Raw genomic sequence first — 14,763 nt, 5'->3', positions numbered from 1 at the left:
ACCCTTTCCCAGGAGCATGCCGTGACCGCCGCCCCGACCGTCTTCCCCACGCTCACGCTCGCGCACCGGGCCGCCCTCGCCGAGACCGCGGACGCGTGGGCCGACGTCGCCGCGGCGGCCCGCCCCGCCGACCGGGACGCCGCCGAACGCGGTATCCGCGCCGCCTACCGCGCCGCCGGACTCCACGAGCCCGACAAGATCCTCTGGTACGCGTCCCCGCTCGCGGCCGCGGTGGCCGCCACCGTTGTCGCGGGCGCCTTCAAGCCGCAGGAACTCACCGCCCTGCGCCTCCCGGTGCGCGCCCCCGCCGGTTCCCGCGCCGGAGCGAGCGTCCGCGACAAGATCCGCGCCGCGACCTGGGAGCGCGCCCGCACCGACACCGTCACCCTGCTCGGCCAAGCCACCTGGGCCCAGGCCTGGGGCGAGATCGCCGAACGCCTGTGGGATCCCACCACCAGCCTGTCGGCCCGCATCCGCGACGGCATCGAAGAAGCCGTCCTCTCCGCCACGGGCACCTCCACCGACCGCGGCACGGCCGCCCGCCGCGGCACCGTCACTCCCACCGCGCCGGTGGCCCGCGAGGCCCGCGCGGCAACGCTCGACGCCCTCGGCGGCCAGCACGACGCGGCATGGCTCGCCGCCTTCGACGGCCTTCGCCGGTGCTTTCCGCAGCTCGACGACTCGCCGTCCGCGCCCGCGCTGGACGCGGTCGCCGAGGTGGCCCGTTCGGCGGGCTGGTGGTGGCCGTACGAGAACGTCGTCCTGGTCGCCGAACGCCCCACCGAACTGCACCGCGACGAGTCCGCGCGCCTGCACAACGGCGAGGGCGCCGCCCTCGCCTTCCCCGACGGCTTCGCCCTGCACGCCTGGCGCGGCATGCCGGTTCCCGCCGACTTCGTCACCGCCCTCGGCCCGGCCGGCAGCGCCCTCAGCGCCCAGCGCATCCGCAACGAGGACAACGCCGAACTCCGCCGCGTCATGCTGGAGATCTACGGCTACGACCGCTACCTCACCGAGGTCGGCGCGCGCCCCCTCCACCGCGACGAGACCGGCGTCCTCTGGCGCATCGACCTCCCCGGCGACGAGCCGGTGGTCATGGTCGAGGTCCTCAACTCCACCCCGGAGCCCGACGGTTCGGTGCGCACCTACTGGCTTCGTGTCCCGCCCACCACCCGCACCGCGCGGGCCGGCGTCGCCTGGACCTTCGGCCTCACCGAGCAGGAGTACCACCCGGCGCGGGAGACCTGAGCCGTACCGGATCAGTGCGGGTACGCCTGGCGTGCCCGCACTTCCTGCTGCCCGTCGCGGAACTCGGCGATCACGCGCGACACGTCCCACGCCGTGCGGGTCTTGCGTAGTTCCCTCAGATAGAGGTGCCGATCGGCCAGCGCGTCGAGTTCGACCGCGAAGTACACGCCCATGAGCGGGTTGATGTACAGCTCCGATCCCGACGTGCGGTCGGTGACCGCCGCGTTCCCGAACTCGCCGCGCAGCGCGGCCGCGACGGAGCCGTTGACGATGCTCGGCCGGTCCGGTGTCTCCGCGGCGGCGTGCGCGACCGCGTCCAGGTACATGCGTCCTTCCGGTGAGTCCCGGGGGATCGACAGGGCTCCCAGATAGCCGCCGGATTCGCGTTCGAGGGCCGCCAGGTTCTCCAGCACATGGCTGTGGCAGACGCCGTGGTAGGCGTCGACGCCGAATCCCAGCGACACCACCAGCTTGGTCGGAACGTCCAGTTCGGCGGCCGCCGCGAGGCTCGTCATGTCCTCTTCGGGGGTTCCGAGGCCGGCTTCGTCGCCGCGCAGCAGGATGTCGGTGCCGCCGTCGACCAGCACCAGGGCGTCCGGGCGGAGCAGGGCGACGAGCGACCGGTATCCGCTCACCAGCGGGCGAACGCCGGTGCGCTGGAACGCGAACACGGTGGCCGGAAAGCCGTTCGCCTCCAGCCAGCGGGACAGCGAGCGTTCCGGGAAGTAGGCGCTGGGGCCGCCGCTGTCCGGCACGACCGCGGCGACGCCGGGCCGCAGGAGGTCGCGCGGAGGCAGGCGGTCGATGCCGACGAACGACAGGTTCGCCAGATGCACCTGCTTGCCGGCCCGCCACAGCGCGATGGCCAGCGGCAGTCCGGCGTAGACGTCGAAGCCGCCTCCGGCGCCGGCGATCAGCACGCGTTCGCAGTCCTTGAGACGGGTGAACAGCGGGGGTTCGGCGAGGGTGAACACCCGCGGCACGGTAGCAAGGCAACCGGTCCGGCGATCAAGCGATTTGCGGCCCCGCAGCCGGTGTCGGCATTGCCGGATCGAAGGCCTGCCCGGTGCCGAATGCCGCCGGGATGCGTTCCAGGATGCCCCCCGCGAAGACGTCGTAGAGCGGGAGCGCGTCCATGTGGACGTAGCCGATGTGGCAGTCGCACAAAGGCCGCGGGCACGGGCGCCGGCCCAGGGCCGCACGGAACGAGCCGTCGTACAGGTTGCCGAGGACGTCCGGGACGAAGTGGCAGCGCCGGACCGTGCCGTCGCCGTCGACGCTGACCACCGAGTCCCCGGTGCGGCAGGCCGCGCCGAGGGAGGCGTGGGGGTGCCGGCTGAACGCGAAGTGCGGGTCGATGTCCGTCCATGCGGCGGCCTCGGCGTCGGTGTAGGTGCGCCCTTCTGCCGCGTTCACCCACAGGTACACGTCCGCGGGCAGGTCGCCGCGCAGCCGTCGTGCCGCGTCCAGGTGTTCGGGAAGGCCGACGACGCCGACGGCGAACCGGACGCCGCGGTCGCGGAGTTCCCTACAGCGGGCCAGGAAACGCTCGTAGGGCACCTGGTCCGGGTGGAACGTCCCCCACAGGGCCAGCCGCCGCAAGTCCGCGGCCTCGGTCCACGACGGCCGGGCGCTCAGGTTGGTCTGGATGGCGATGCGCTCGACGTTCGGCAGGTGGCTCAGTTCGGCGAGCACGCGCCGGTACCACGACCGGACCAGGCCTTCGCCCCACGGCGTGAACAGCACCGACACCCGCTCCGGCGCACCTTCGACCCAGCCCGCGAAACGCTCCAACGCGGCCCGGTCCGCCCGGAGTTGCTCCCGGGAGTCGCGGCGCTTGGCGAACGGGCAGTAACCGCAGTCGTAGTCGCACGACGCCAGCGGCCCGCGGTAGAGGATTGTCAGCGGCCGCGCCGTTTCCCGCGACAGGGCGAGCGGCACGGTCATCGCGCCCGGTATCCGTCCATGAGCGCCGCCGTCGACGGGGAGAAGAGCGCCGGGCCGATCGCATCGGACCAGCCGAGGCCTTCGTCGGTGAGCGCGATCCGGTCGCCTTCGAGCGCCAACCAGCCGCGGTCGGCGAGGGGTTCCAGTTCGGCGGCGAAATCCGTGGCCGGGTCGGAGCCGAAGAGGCCGCGGTACTCGGCGGTGTCCAGGCCGTCGGCTTGGAGCAGCGACGTCAGCAGGTGGCGGCGGCGCCGCTCGGCGGCGTCGAGGCGGTAGCCGACGCGTGCGCGGGTGAAGGCGGCCCGGTCGAGGGCCACGTACTCGTCGATGATGCCGCGGACTTCGCTGATGCCCACCGCGTAGTCGAACGAATAGTGCAGGTCGCTGGTGTAGGAGCGGGCCCCGCAGCCCAGTCCGACCATGCCGTCGCGCTGGCAGCGGTAGCCGGTGTCGGCGTCGGCCGGCGCTCCGGCGCGCCGGAACATGCGCATCGAGACCTGCTCGTACCCCGCGGCGCGCAGGTGGTCGCGGCCGGTGCGATACAGCGCGAGGCGCTCCGCGTCCCAATCGGCCCGGGTGACGGCGCGGCGGCCCAGGCCGGTCAGCGGGCGGACGTACAGCGGATACAGGTAGATCTCTTCCGGGCGCCAGGCCAGGGCCGCGTCGATGGACGCACGCCAACTGGCGTGCGTTTGGCCGTCGATCCCGTAGATCAGGTCGATGTTGAGGGTCGGGACGGCCGCTTCGCGGATCGCGGCGAGCGCCGTCTCGACCTCGGCGCGCTTCTGCGGCCGTCCCGCGGCCCGGGCCTCGGCGTCGTCGAAGGACTGGACGCCGATGCTGACCCGCGTCGTGCCGTGTGCGGCCAGCACCGCGAGCCGGTCGGGTGTCGCGGTCGCCGGGGAGGTCTCCACGGACAGCGGCATCCGGCCGAACTCGGCGCCCATGACGTCGGCGGCGATCCGGAACATCCGGGTCAGCTCGGGGGCGTCCAGGTAGGTCGGCGTTCCGCCGCCGATCGCGCCGACCGCGAACCGGGCGTCCGGGACCGCCTCGCGGACCGCGGACGCCTGGCGTTCCAGGGCGTCCAGGTACCGCGTCACCAGCTCGGCGGGCGCCCCGGTCCGGGTGAACAGGTTGCAGAACCCGCAGCGCATCTCGCAGAACGGTATGTGCAGGTACAGGAACAGGGCCGACAGGTCTTGCCCCGCCCACACGTCGCGCAGCGCGGGCTCGGGCTCCAGCGCTCGGTACGCGGTCTTGTGCGGATACGAGTACACGTAGCCGGCGTACGGCGACCCAAGCGCCAGGGACGGGGCTTCGGCGGCGGTCGGGCCCATGAACGGCTACCTCCGGGACGTGCGGCGAGCTGTGCGGCGAACCCCGCGAGCCTAGGCGGCGGTCCCGACACCGCGTGGCGGCAGGGTCCGGCGGGCGGTGTGTCCCGCGGTCACCACTCGCCCGGGTTGAGGGTGAAATGCGCGTAGGGCACGTTCCACACGACCTCGTGGCCGATGCGGTGGCCGGTGTACCCGTCTTCGCCGTAGGCGGTGCCGTGGTCGGACGTGACGACGGTGAAGCACGGGCGGCGGCTGCTCATGGCGCGGAACAGCCGCCCGATGTGCCGGTCGACGTACTCCAGGGCCGCGGCGTGGGTCTCGCGGGTGTCGCCGTCGGCGGCGTTGGCGCCTTGCAGGTGGAACCAGTTGGGCTGGTGCAGGGCGGAGACGTTCACCAGCAGGAACAGCTTCTGGTCGGTGTCCAGCGCGCCGACCACGCGTTCCGCCCGCGCGACCTGCGCTTCGAAGGAGATCGGCGAGGTGACGCCGAGTTCCGGATCCCAGTGGCTCTCCGCGAACATCCCGGGCAGCACCGACCCGAGCGCGCCCTGCTTGTTGAAGAACCCGACGCCGCCGATGCAGGCCGTGTGGTAGCCGGCCTTGGCCAGTGCCGTCGGCAGGTCGGCTTCGTCGAACACCCAGGTCCGCGGCGCCGTCGACTCGCTGCCGCCGAACCGGGCGGCGAACAGCCGCGGGTGCGGGCCTTGGCCGACAGGCGTGGGCAGGAATCCGGCCAGGAACGCGGTGTGCGCGGCGAAGGTGAAACTGCCAGGGGTGTGCCGCCGCTCCCAGCGGCCCTCGGGCAGCACCTTGGCCAGATTCGGCAGGCGCCCCGCGGCGGCCAGCTCCGCGGCGACGTCGTACCGGAGCGTGTCCAAGGTCACCAGCAGCAGGTCGTGCCGGCCGACGACGGCGTTCATGTCCGGGGTCGCGGGGTCGTCTCCGCGGTCGCCGAATTCGGGCGGGAGCGGTGTCGTCATGTCGGGCACGGAACTCGATCCTCATCTCGTGCCGCCGGACCCGTGGATCCGTACGGCCGCCAACCTCCCACCAGGGCGTGGACCTGTTCCCCCCACGTGTCCCGGCCCCGGTGCAGCACACCCGGCAGCAGGTCCCCGAACGCGTTGACCTCTCCCACCGCGTGGCGGCGCCGATCCACCGCGAAGAGCAGGTCGACACCGACGTGCAGCGTACGGGGAAAACACTCGGCCGCGCGGACACACGTCGCCATTGCCCGCGCCCACGCGTCCTCCCCGACGGCGGCCCGCACCGCGGGCACGTCGCCGCGCGCGTTGCCCAGGTGCAGGTTCGTCATCGGCGACCGGCTCGACCGCGCGACCACGTGCGTCGCGCGGCCCGCGACGACGAGCACGCGCAGGTCGGTGGCATGCCCGTCGAGGGTCAGTTTCGGCAGCCACGCCTCGACGTGCAGGCCGCCCGGACCGGCATCCGCACCGAGCGCGTCGACGAGCGCCGCGACCTCGGTTTCGTCCCGGTACTTGCGGATCCGCAGCGAGTTGAACAGCGCGACACCGTCCGCGCCGCGTGTCAGTTCCACGGACGTGGTGGCCTGCACCCGCGTTCCGTGCGTCTCCAACGCGACCACCCCGGACGCGGACGACCCGTGCGGCGGCTTGACGAACACCCGCGCGGCGCGTGCGTCGGCCATGCGCTGCCGCAGTTCGGCGTACGACCGCACCGGCGCGGTGGGCCCGGACAGCGCCCGCGGCACGGGAACGTCGTGCGTTTCCAGCAGCGGGTGCGCCCGGCGCTTGTCGAACATCACCGCGATGTCCGCGGGATCGTTCGCCAACCAGGCCCCGGGCGAGGCCGCCGCCGCGGCCTCGATCCGCCCCAGCGCGGCGACGAACTGCGCATGCCGGGTACTGCCGCCCTCGACCCGGTGCGGGTCGCCGTGCGTGCCGCCGAGCAGCGCGTGCACGGCGGGGTCCTCGCCCGGCGAGTCGATCCGCACCGGCCCGGGCGGGAAGGCGAGCGGCGCACCGGAGAGCACGTCGCGCCACGCGACCAGCCGCGGCGCGGGCAGGCCCGCGGCCGCGGCGGCGGCCGCGAAGCCGGTGATCCGGCGGTGGCCGGGATTGCCGACCACGGTGACGAGAGGACGTTCCGGCACGCTGCTACTCCCGCACCTCGATGAACCGGGCATGGAAGGACGGATCCACCTCGGGCTTCGCCAACTTCCCGACCGGCAAAGCGGATTCGACGCGTTTGATCATCGTCCTGGACAGGAAGTGGTGGGTCAGGTCGAGAGACTCGAGGTGGCCGAGCGGCTGCCCGGACAGCAGCGCTTCCGCCCCCGCGTCGCCCAGGGTCCCCATGGACAGGTCGATCGTCCGCAGTTGCGCCGTCAACGGCTCCACGGCGAGTGCGGCGGCGAGCGCGTCGGTCCGGTCGCAGTTGCGCAGGCCCAGGTGGGTGAGCGCGGGGAGGCCGTGGCTGCGCAGCAGCTCCGTCACCTCCGTGACCGCGTCGACGGCGTACTCGTGGTCGCCGAACCACAGTTCGACCCGGGTCAGCGCGGGGAAATCGCCTGCGGCGATGCCGCGCACCATCTCGTCGAGGAGCCCGCAGCCCTCCACCGTGAGGGTGCGCAGGCCGGTGTGCCGCAGGTACGGCGCGAACCACGCCCACGAGCCGCGGACGCCCAGCTCTTCGAGCCGCGGGTAGGCGGTCAGCAGCGCGGTCAGGTCGTCGTGCTCGATCATCGACAGCTCGCACTCTTCGTACGCGATGTCGCCGACGAACAGCGCGGCCAGGTTCGGCAGCCGGTCGGCGGCGGCCGCGATCGCGGCCACCGGCTCGCGGGAGTCGTCGCCGTGTTCGGCATTCCAGTCGCCGACGAGCAGCGCCCGCACCGCGCTGCCGTCGACTTCGTCGAGGAACCGGGCGAACCGCTCGGACCACGTCTCGTCGTCGTGCAGCACCCGCACGCGCCACGCGTACAGCTCCGCGGTGCCCGGCCACGGCTCGCCGACGCCGGGCACGTCCTCGACCGGCAGCCCGCCGAAGGTCTGCAGGTGGTTCGCGGTCACGATGCCGTCCGCCTACTCGGTGACTTCGGCGTAGCGGCCGCTGCCCCAGTCGCGGAGTTGCTCGGGGCTGTCGATGTCGACGGTGACGCCGAGCGGGCGCAGCGTCTTGCGGAGGCGCTCGGACGTGGGGTCCGAGATGAAGTGGTGGTTGATGCGCAGCCGCTTCAGGTGGGTGAGGGGCTGTCCGGCGAGCAGCGCTTCGGCGCCTTCGTCGCCGAGCGTGCCCATCGACAGGTCGAGGGATTCGAGGCGGGCGGTGAGCGGGGCGCCGGCGACGGCGGCGGCCACCGCGTCCTGGATCTCGCTGTTCATGAGGCCGAGGTGGCGCAGGGCCGGGAGGCGTACGCCGGACAGCAGCTCGGCGAGGTCGTCGGCGGTGGCGTCGCCGCCGTACTCGGATATGCCCATCCAGACGTCCAGGCTTTCCAGTGCCGGGAATTCGCACAGGCCGAGGGTGGTGATCACACGGGCCGACAGGCCGCCGCTCTCGAAGGTGAGCTTGCGCAGCCCTTCGTGGCGGAGCGGTTCCAGTGCGGGCGGGTCGCCGGCCTCGTCGCCGCCGCGCACGACGAGTTCCTCGAGCTGCGGGAAGGCCCGCAGGACCGGTGTGAGGTGGCCGATGGTCATCCAGGAGATCTCCGACTCCTCCTGGACGACATCGCCGAGGAAGAGGTGCCGCAGGTTGGGGAACTTGGCGGCGTTCTCCACGAGCAGGGCGAGGGCGGGGCTTTCCTCGGAGAGCTCCTCGTCCCAGCATCCGCACAGCAAGGCCGTGACCCGGGTGGTGTCGACCGAGTCCAGGAAGTAGCGGAAGTGGTCTTCGAAGGTGAGTTCGTCGTCTTCCCACGGGTCGATCCGGATCCGCCAGGCGATCGCGTCGGCGGCGTATTCGGCGGGTCCGACGCCGTAGACCTCGGGCTCGCCGTAGTTGCGGGACGGCTGGGTGCCCGGCTCGATCGACGTCGCTTCCGAGGTGCTCGGACGGAGGTCGGCGACCGGAAGGCCGCCGAAGTAGGGGGCGAATTCGTAGAGGCCCATGCGCTGCTCCTTGCTCCCGGGTGTGTGGTCAGACACGCGGCAGGACGCCGCGTGGGGACGTGCGGTGCTGCTCCGGCGCGTGGCGGGCGGTTCCGCGGGTCATTCGGAGACCTCGACGTAGCGCCAGAACTCGTCGTCGTCCTCGTCTTCGTCGGGCTCCTGCTCGCCGTCGGCGACGAGTGTGACGCCGGTCTCCGCGAAGGCCGCCTCGACGCGCTTCCGCATGGCCTCGGACATGAAGTGGTGGCTCAGGTCCAGTGTGCGGAGGTGTCCGAGGGGCTGTCCGGTGAGCAGGGCTTCGGCGCCTTCGTTGCCCAAGGTGCCCATGGACAGGTCGAGTTCGGCGAGCCGGGAAACGATCGGGGCGGCCGCGACGGCGGCGGCGATCTCGTCCTGGATCTCGCTGTTCATCAGGCCGAGGCGGGTGAGGGCGGGCAGGCCGGTGCCGCGGAGGATGCCTTCCAGGTCGCGGACGGTCGCGGTGCCGCCGTAGTCCTCGACGCCGAGCCAGAGGTCGAGGGTCTCCAGCGCGGGGAACGTGCTCGCGCTCAACGCGCGCACCACATTGCCGGGGAGTCCGCCGGTGCGGAACTCCAGGTGCCGCAGGTTCCCGTGCCGCACCGGGTGCAGGACCGCCTCCTGGCCGCCCTTGACGATCAGCGTCTCCAACTGCGGGAACGCGTCGAACAGCGGGGTGAGGTCGCACTGCAGGATCCAGGAGATCTCGTTCTCCTCCGACGTGATGTCGCCGAAGAAGAGGTGCCGCAGCCCGGGGAGCCGCTCGGCGGCACCGGCGAGCAGCCGGACGGCCTCCTTCGAGTCCTCGCCGGGCTCCCACATGCCGACCAGCAGCGCGGACACCTGCGCGGTGTCGACGGTGTCGAGGAACCGCGCGACGTGCTCCGCGAACCTCTCGGTGCGCGGATAACTGTCGATCCGCAACCGCCATGCCGCGTCGGCCGCCGCCGGCAACGGCTTCGCCTGCCGCGCCGCGGCATTGTCGGCCCGTGTCCCCTTGGGGTTCGGCAACGCGGGAAGCTCGACCACGGGCAGGCCAACGAACCGCTCTTCGCGAGCGTATCTCGACATGGCACATGCCTACCAGAGCGCGGTGACTGCCGGGCGGGGAGTGGGCGTCGTGCACGCCCGCTCCGCCCCCGGCTCGCGCCCCCGCGCTCCCGCCTGAGGGAAAACCCTGCTGCGCCCGCTCCGCCCGACGCGCTACGTTGTTCTCAGAGCAAGAAATTCTCAGAATGAGAACAACCAAGGCGAGGGCGGAACCATGCCGGCGGTCGGATCACCCCACGGGCCCAACGAGCAAGCCTGGCTTGCCGCCTACGACCCGCGGGCGTTCGCGCCCGTCGCCGTCACGGTCGATGTCGTCGCCCTCACGATCCGGCACCGTGCCGACACCGGCGTCAAGGCACTCCACGTGCTGACGATCCGCCGCGGCGGCATGCCCTACGCCGGACACCTCGCCCTCCCCGGCGGCTTCGTGCGCGCCGCCGAGGACGAAGACCTCGACGACGCCGCGGTCCGCGAACTCGCCGAGGAGACCGGCCTCGCCGCGCACGGGGGCGGCGAGGCCGGGCAGTCCCGCGGATCCGGATCCGGCGACGGCGCGGCCAACGGCCATGCGACCGCCGCCCGCCCGCCGATCCCGCGCCTCCACCTGGAGCAGCTCGGCACGTACGGCGCACCCGGTCGGGACCCTCGCATGCGCGTCGTCTCCGTCGCGTACCTGGCGTTCGCCCCCGACCTGCCCGACGCCACCGCGGGCGGCGACGCCGCCGCCGCGTCCTGGATCCCCGTCGACACCCTTGACCCCGGCGAACTCGCCTTCGACCACGCGCGGATCCTCTCCGACGGTCTGGAGCGCGCCCGCGCCAAGCTCGAATACACGCCCCTCGCCACCGCCTTCACCGGCCCCGAGTTCACCGTCACGGAACTCCGCGAGGTCTACGAAGCGGTGTGGGGCGAACCCCTGCACCCCGGCAACTTCCACCGCAAGGTGCTGTCCGTGCCCGGCTTCGTCGAGGACACCGACACCACCACCGCCCGCGGCGGCGCCCGCGGCGGCAGGCGCGCCCGGCTCTACCGGGTCGGCGGCGCCCGCCTGCTGCACCCGGCGCTGCTGCGCCCGTCCCGGGAGGGAAACCAGTGACCGGCATGCCCCCACGTACGGCGCCCGCGCTGCCGAAGACCCTGGAGGAGGCACTCGAACTGGTCGGCGGGGCCACCGAACCCGACGACCTCTTCGGGCCCTACGACGGCACCCCGGAGGCCTGCCTGCGCTCCGGCGGCCGCCGCTACCGCGCCCTCGCGCGCATGCTGCACCCCGACACCGTCCCCGACGACCGCAAGGCCGCCGCCCAAGCGGTCTTCACCCGGCTGTCCGAACTGTGGCTGCGCTACCAGCAGACCATCACCGGAGTGACGGGCCGCCAGGTCGTCATCACCACCCGGAAACGCGCCTACTCCGTCGGCGGCGAGCGGGCCCGCGGCGACGTCGCGAACCTGCTGAAGGTCACCTACGCCGACGCCGACGGCGGCGAGGTCCGCGCGCTGCTGAAGATCCCGCGCTCGGTCGCCGACAACGACCTCATGGAGCGCGAGGCCGCGGCCCTCGAGCGGATCGGCAGGGACGGCGACCCGGAGTACCGGGCGTACGTGCCCGGGCTCGTCGAGTCCTTCCGGCACCGCGACGCCGGCTCCGGCAGCGAACGCCGCGCCAACGTCGTCGCCCGGGTGCGCGGCTTCCGCTCGCTGACCGAAGTCCGCGAGGCGTACCCGGACGGCCTGGACGCCCGCGACGTCGCGTGGATGTGGCGCCGCCTGCTGGTCGCCCTCGGCTACGCGCACCGCGCCGGCGTCGTGCACGGCGCCGTCGTGCCCGACCACGTCCTCATCGAGCCGCGCGAGCACGGCCTGGTCCTCGTCGACTGGTGCTACGCGACCGTCCTCGAACCGGTCGCGCCGGGCCCGGGCGGCCGCGTGCTCACCGGTCCGCCGATCGGCCCGTCGTTCAAGCTGTCGAACGGCCGGAAGTCCGGCGGAGGCGTGCCGCCCCCCGACGGGCCCGACGGCGGCAGGACGACCCCGCGGCCCGCCCGGTTCCACCCGGCCGCGGAGCACGTCCCGGCGATGCTCGACCGGTTCGCCGACCTGTACCCGCCGGAAGTGCCCGGGAAGCAGCCGCCGGACACGTCCACCGACATCTTCATGGCCACCCGGTGCATGACCTACCTGCTCGAACCCGGCGCACCGAAGCCGCTGTTCCGCTTCGCCCGCGGCTGCACCCTGCCCGCCCCGGCGCGCCGCCCGCACGACGCGTGGAAGCTCCTCGGCGAACTCGACGAGCTGCTCGGCCGCCTGTACGGCCCGCGCAAGTTCCGGCCGTTCAGCATGCCGGGCCGGCGCTGAGCACCCCCTGACCGCACGACATCCCCCTCGGAGGGAAACCATGGGAAGCGGCAACTGGTCCACCAACGTCTACGACGCCGCGCAGAGCCTCAACGCGCGCATGGGCCGCAGTGCCTTCGACTACAGCGACACCACCCGCGGCAGCATCCCGCGCGACAAGTGGGCGGCGCACGCCGACCTCGACCCGCGCGGCGTCGGCGTCCGGGAGAGCCGGGACAGCGACGAACACCCCACCTCCCTCGCCATATCCGTGCTGTTCGACGTCACCGGCTCCATGGGCTCGGTGCCGGTCACCCTGCAGACCAAGCTGCCGGAGCTTTTCGGCCTGCTGCTGCGCAAGGGCTACGTCGACCACCCGCAGATCCTCTTCGGCGGCATCGGCGACGCGACGTGCGACCGCGTGCCGCTGCAAGTCGGCCAGTTCGAGTCCGACAACCGCATGGACGACCAGCTCGGCAACATCCTGCTGGAAGGCGGAGGCGGCGGGCAGAAGACCGAATCGTACGAACTGGCCCTGTACTTCATGGCCCGGCACACCGAACTCGACTGCCTCGACAAGCGCGGCAAGCGCGGCTACCTGTTCATCATCGGCGACGAGATGCCGTACAACCGGGTGAAGCGCCGCGAGGTCGACGCGGTGATCGGCGACACGATCGGCGAGGACATCCCGATCGAGGCGATCGTGGCCGAATTGCAGCGCAAGTTCGAGGTGTACTACATCCTCCCGGCCGGCACGTCGTACGTCGGCGACACCGAAGTCCTCGGCATCTGGCGCAAGCTTCTGCGGCAGAACGTCATCGAACTCGACGACCTCGACGCGGTCTGCGAGACCATCGCGCTGACCATCGGGCTCGCCGAGGACGCCATCGACCTCGACGAAGGCCTCGGCCACCTGCGCGACGTCGGCGCCGCCGACAACCAGGTCGGCTCGGTCTCCCGCGCCCTCGCGTCCTACGCGGAAGGCCGCGGCGGCCCCGTCGCCACCACCGGAAGCCTTCCCGGACTCGACGGGGACGCCCCGGCCGCCGGGACGACCCGGCTCTGAGCCGGGACACCCCGCACAGAGCCCCGCACCGCGATGCCAGGGACGGCCCCACTGAACGGCTCCGCACCACGCCATTCCGCACCACGCCATTCCGCACCACGCCATTCCGCACCACGCCATTCCGCACCACGCCACACCGCCGTCGTCGACCTCGGCTTCGGGGACGCCGGCAAAGGCACGGTCGTGGCGCACCTGTGCCAAGCCGCCGCCGACCGCGGAAACGCGGCCGGCGGCGGCTTCGGCGCCGTCGTCCGCTTCAACGGCGGCGCGCAGGCCGCGCACAACGTCGTCACCGACGACGGGCGCCACCACACCTTCGCCCAGTTCGGCTCCGGCTCCTTCACCCGCGGAGTGGAGACCCACCTGTCGCGCCTCATGCTCGTCGACCCGCTCGCGCTCACCGCGGAGGCCGACCACCTGGAGGCGCTCGGCGTCCCCGACCCGTTCGGCCGCCTGACCGTCGACCGCGAAGCACTGCTCACCACCCCCTACCACGCCGCCGCCAACCGCCTCCGCGAACAAGCCCGCGGCGCCGGGCGGCACGGCTCGTGCGGCATGGGCATCGGCGAGACGGCCGCATACGCCCTCGCCCACCCCGAGACCGCACCGCGCGCGGGCGACTGCGACGCACCCGAACGGCTGCGCGCCCGACTGCGTGCCCTCCACGACCGGCTCACCGACGAACTCGGGCCGCTGCCCGACGTCCCGCCGGTCGACGCGTGCGCCGCCGTCTACCAGGCGTTCGGCGCCGCGGTGCGGCTGGTGGACCGCGCGTACGGCGCCCGCCTGCTCCGCACGACCCGCGTCGTCTTCGAAGGCGCCCAAGGCGTCCTGCTGGACGAATGGCACGGCTTCCACCCCTACACCACGTGGTCCACGACGACCTTCGCCCACGCGGAAGCCCTGCTCGCCGAAGCGGGTCCGGCCGGCGACGTGCTGCGCCTGGGAGTCGTCCGGACGTACACCACCCGCCACGGCCCCGGCCCCCTCCCCACCGAGGACACCGCCGCGACCGCAGCTCTCCCCGACACGCACAACGGCACCGGGCGCTGGCAGGGCGCCTTCCGGGTCGGGCACTTCGACGCGGTCGCACACCGCTACGCCGTCGACGTGTGCGGCGGCGTCGACGCCGTGGCGCTCACCCATCTCGACGCACCGCTGCGCCATCCGGATCTGCGGATCTGTCGTAGTTACGCGATCGACGGCCGCCAGGTGTCCCGGCTTCCCGTCGGCGAGCCCGGCGACCTGGACCGCCAAGCGGAACTGACGGCCCGTCTGCTGCGCGCGTCGGCGTCGGTGGAGCAGGTGCTGTCGGTCCCTTCGGGGCCGCCGGTTGCGCCTGTTGCGCCGGGGGAGCGTGGGACCCCGTCGGCGTCGAACACCCGGGGCACGGCCGCCGCCTGGTCGGCCGCGGTCGCCGACGCCCTCGGCGCACCCGTTGTACTGCATTCGTATGGTCCGCGCACGGGTGACAAGCAGGCGAACGCGACCGCGGTGCCGAGCCCGGCCGATCGGGCCGCCGACACGCCCGCCCGATGACGAATCGGCCGGTGACAGGCCCGATAGACTGGTGTTACTGTCCAGTAACAAGATGAGGCGCGCGTTCGAGTGCCGGAAGGAAAGCGGATCATTCGCCCGTTTGCCGGGGCGGTGGTCAGGTTCCCTTCCG

Annotated in this window: 13 protein-coding genes; 5 read left to right on the top strand and 8 right to left on the bottom strand. The window is 72.8% G+C overall.

Annotated elements, in window-relative coordinates:
* Positions 1–282 precede the first annotated feature (282 nt).
* Positions 283–1,248 carry a DUF6745 domain-containing protein gene (locus ACPA54_RS01410; RefSeq protein ID WP_423526864.1) on the top strand — a complete coding sequence of 322 codons (966 nt, stop codon included), beginning with the start codon at positions 283–285 and terminating at the stop codon, positions 1,246–1,248.
* An 11-nt stretch (positions 1,249–1,259) separates the two neighbouring features.
* Here ACPA54_RS01410 and ACPA54_RS01405 read toward each other — a convergent pair whose 3' ends face one another.
* From ACPA54_RS01405 to ACPA54_RS01370, 8 genes are all read right to left on the bottom strand, one after another.
* Complete coding sequence (locus ACPA54_RS01405; protein ID WP_423525908.1) at positions 1,260–2,222, bottom strand: DUF1152 domain-containing protein; 963 nt, start codon at positions 2,220–2,222, stop codon at positions 1,260–1,262.
* Between the two features lie 34 nt (positions 2,223–2,256).
* Complete coding sequence (locus ACPA54_RS01400; RefSeq protein ID WP_423525906.1) at positions 2,257–3,195, bottom strand: STM4011 family radical SAM protein; 939 nt, start codon at positions 3,193–3,195, stop codon at positions 2,257–2,259.
* Positions 3,192–4,535: an STM4012 family radical SAM protein gene (locus tag ACPA54_RS01395; protein WP_423525904.1), complete on the bottom strand. Its 1,344-nt coding sequence runs from the start codon at positions 4,533–4,535 to the stop codon at positions 3,192–3,194. Before ACPA54_RS01395 ends, ACPA54_RS01400 begins: the two co-directional genes overlap by 4 nt.
* A 110-nt stretch (positions 4,536–4,645) precedes the next feature.
* On the bottom strand, positions 4,646–5,455 hold the full coding sequence (locus tag ACPA54_RS01390; protein WP_423526862.1) for an STM4013/SEN3800 family hydrolase: 810 nt from the start codon (positions 5,453–5,455) through the stop codon (positions 4,646–4,648).
* Positions 5,456–5,511: 56 nt separating this feature from the next.
* Complete coding sequence (locus ACPA54_RS01385) at positions 5,512–6,702, bottom strand: STM4014 family protein (protein ID WP_423525902.1); 1,191 nt, start codon at positions 6,700–6,702, stop codon at positions 5,512–5,514.
* A complete protein-coding gene (locus ACPA54_RS01380) occupies positions 6,674–7,588 on the bottom strand; it encodes an STM4015 family protein (RefSeq protein ID WP_423525900.1) in 915 nt (304 codons plus the stop codon). The genes ACPA54_RS01385 and ACPA54_RS01380 overlap by 29 nt, the downstream gene beginning before the upstream one ends.
* A gap of 12 nt (positions 7,589–7,600) precedes the next feature.
* Positions 7,601–8,626, bottom strand: a complete 1,026-nt coding sequence (locus ACPA54_RS01375; protein ID WP_423525898.1) for an STM4015 family protein — start codon at positions 8,624–8,626, stop codon at positions 7,601–7,603.
* A 99-nt stretch (positions 8,627–8,725) separates the two neighbouring features.
* Positions 8,726–9,715 carry an STM4015 family protein gene (locus ACPA54_RS01370; protein WP_423525897.1) on the bottom strand — a complete coding sequence of 330 codons (990 nt, stop codon included), beginning with the start codon at positions 9,713–9,715 and terminating at the stop codon, positions 8,726–8,728.
* Positions 9,716–9,908: 193 nt separating this feature from the next.
* Between ACPA54_RS01370 and ACPA54_RS01365 the strand changes: the two genes are divergently transcribed.
* Genes ACPA54_RS01365 through ACPA54_RS01350 form a run of 4 tightly spaced genes read left to right on the top strand, consistent with a single transcriptional unit; the run spans position 9,909 to position 14,633 of the window.
* Positions 9,909–10,790, top strand: a complete 882-nt coding sequence (locus ACPA54_RS01365) for an NUDIX hydrolase (RefSeq protein WP_423525895.1) — start codon at positions 9,909–9,911, stop codon at positions 10,788–10,790.
* 5 nt (positions 10,791–10,795) lie between these two features.
* Positions 10,796–12,049, top strand: a complete 1,254-nt coding sequence (locus ACPA54_RS01360) for a molecular chaperone DnaJ (RefSeq protein WP_423525893.1) — start codon at positions 10,796–10,798, stop codon at positions 12,047–12,049.
* Positions 12,050–12,089: 40 nt separating this feature from the next.
* Positions 12,090–13,094, top strand: coding sequence for a hypothetical protein (locus tag ACPA54_RS01355; RefSeq protein ID WP_423525891.1), 1,005 nt, complete (start codon positions 12,090–12,092; stop codon positions 13,092–13,094).
* A gap of 33 nt (positions 13,095–13,127) precedes the next feature.
* A complete protein-coding gene (locus ACPA54_RS01350; RefSeq protein WP_423525889.1) occupies positions 13,128–14,633 on the top strand; it encodes an adenylosuccinate synthetase in 1,506 nt (501 codons plus the stop codon).
* The last annotated feature ends 130 nt before the right edge of the window (positions 14,634–14,763 follow it).

The organism is Uniformispora flossi (assembly GCF_049534875.1).
Classification (GTDB): domain Bacteria; phylum Actinomycetota; class Actinomycetes; order Streptomycetales; family Streptomycetaceae; genus Yinghuangia; species Yinghuangia aomiensis.
Note: the sequence above shows the minus strand (reverse complement) of the source record. Positions and strands in the feature narration are given on the sequence as shown.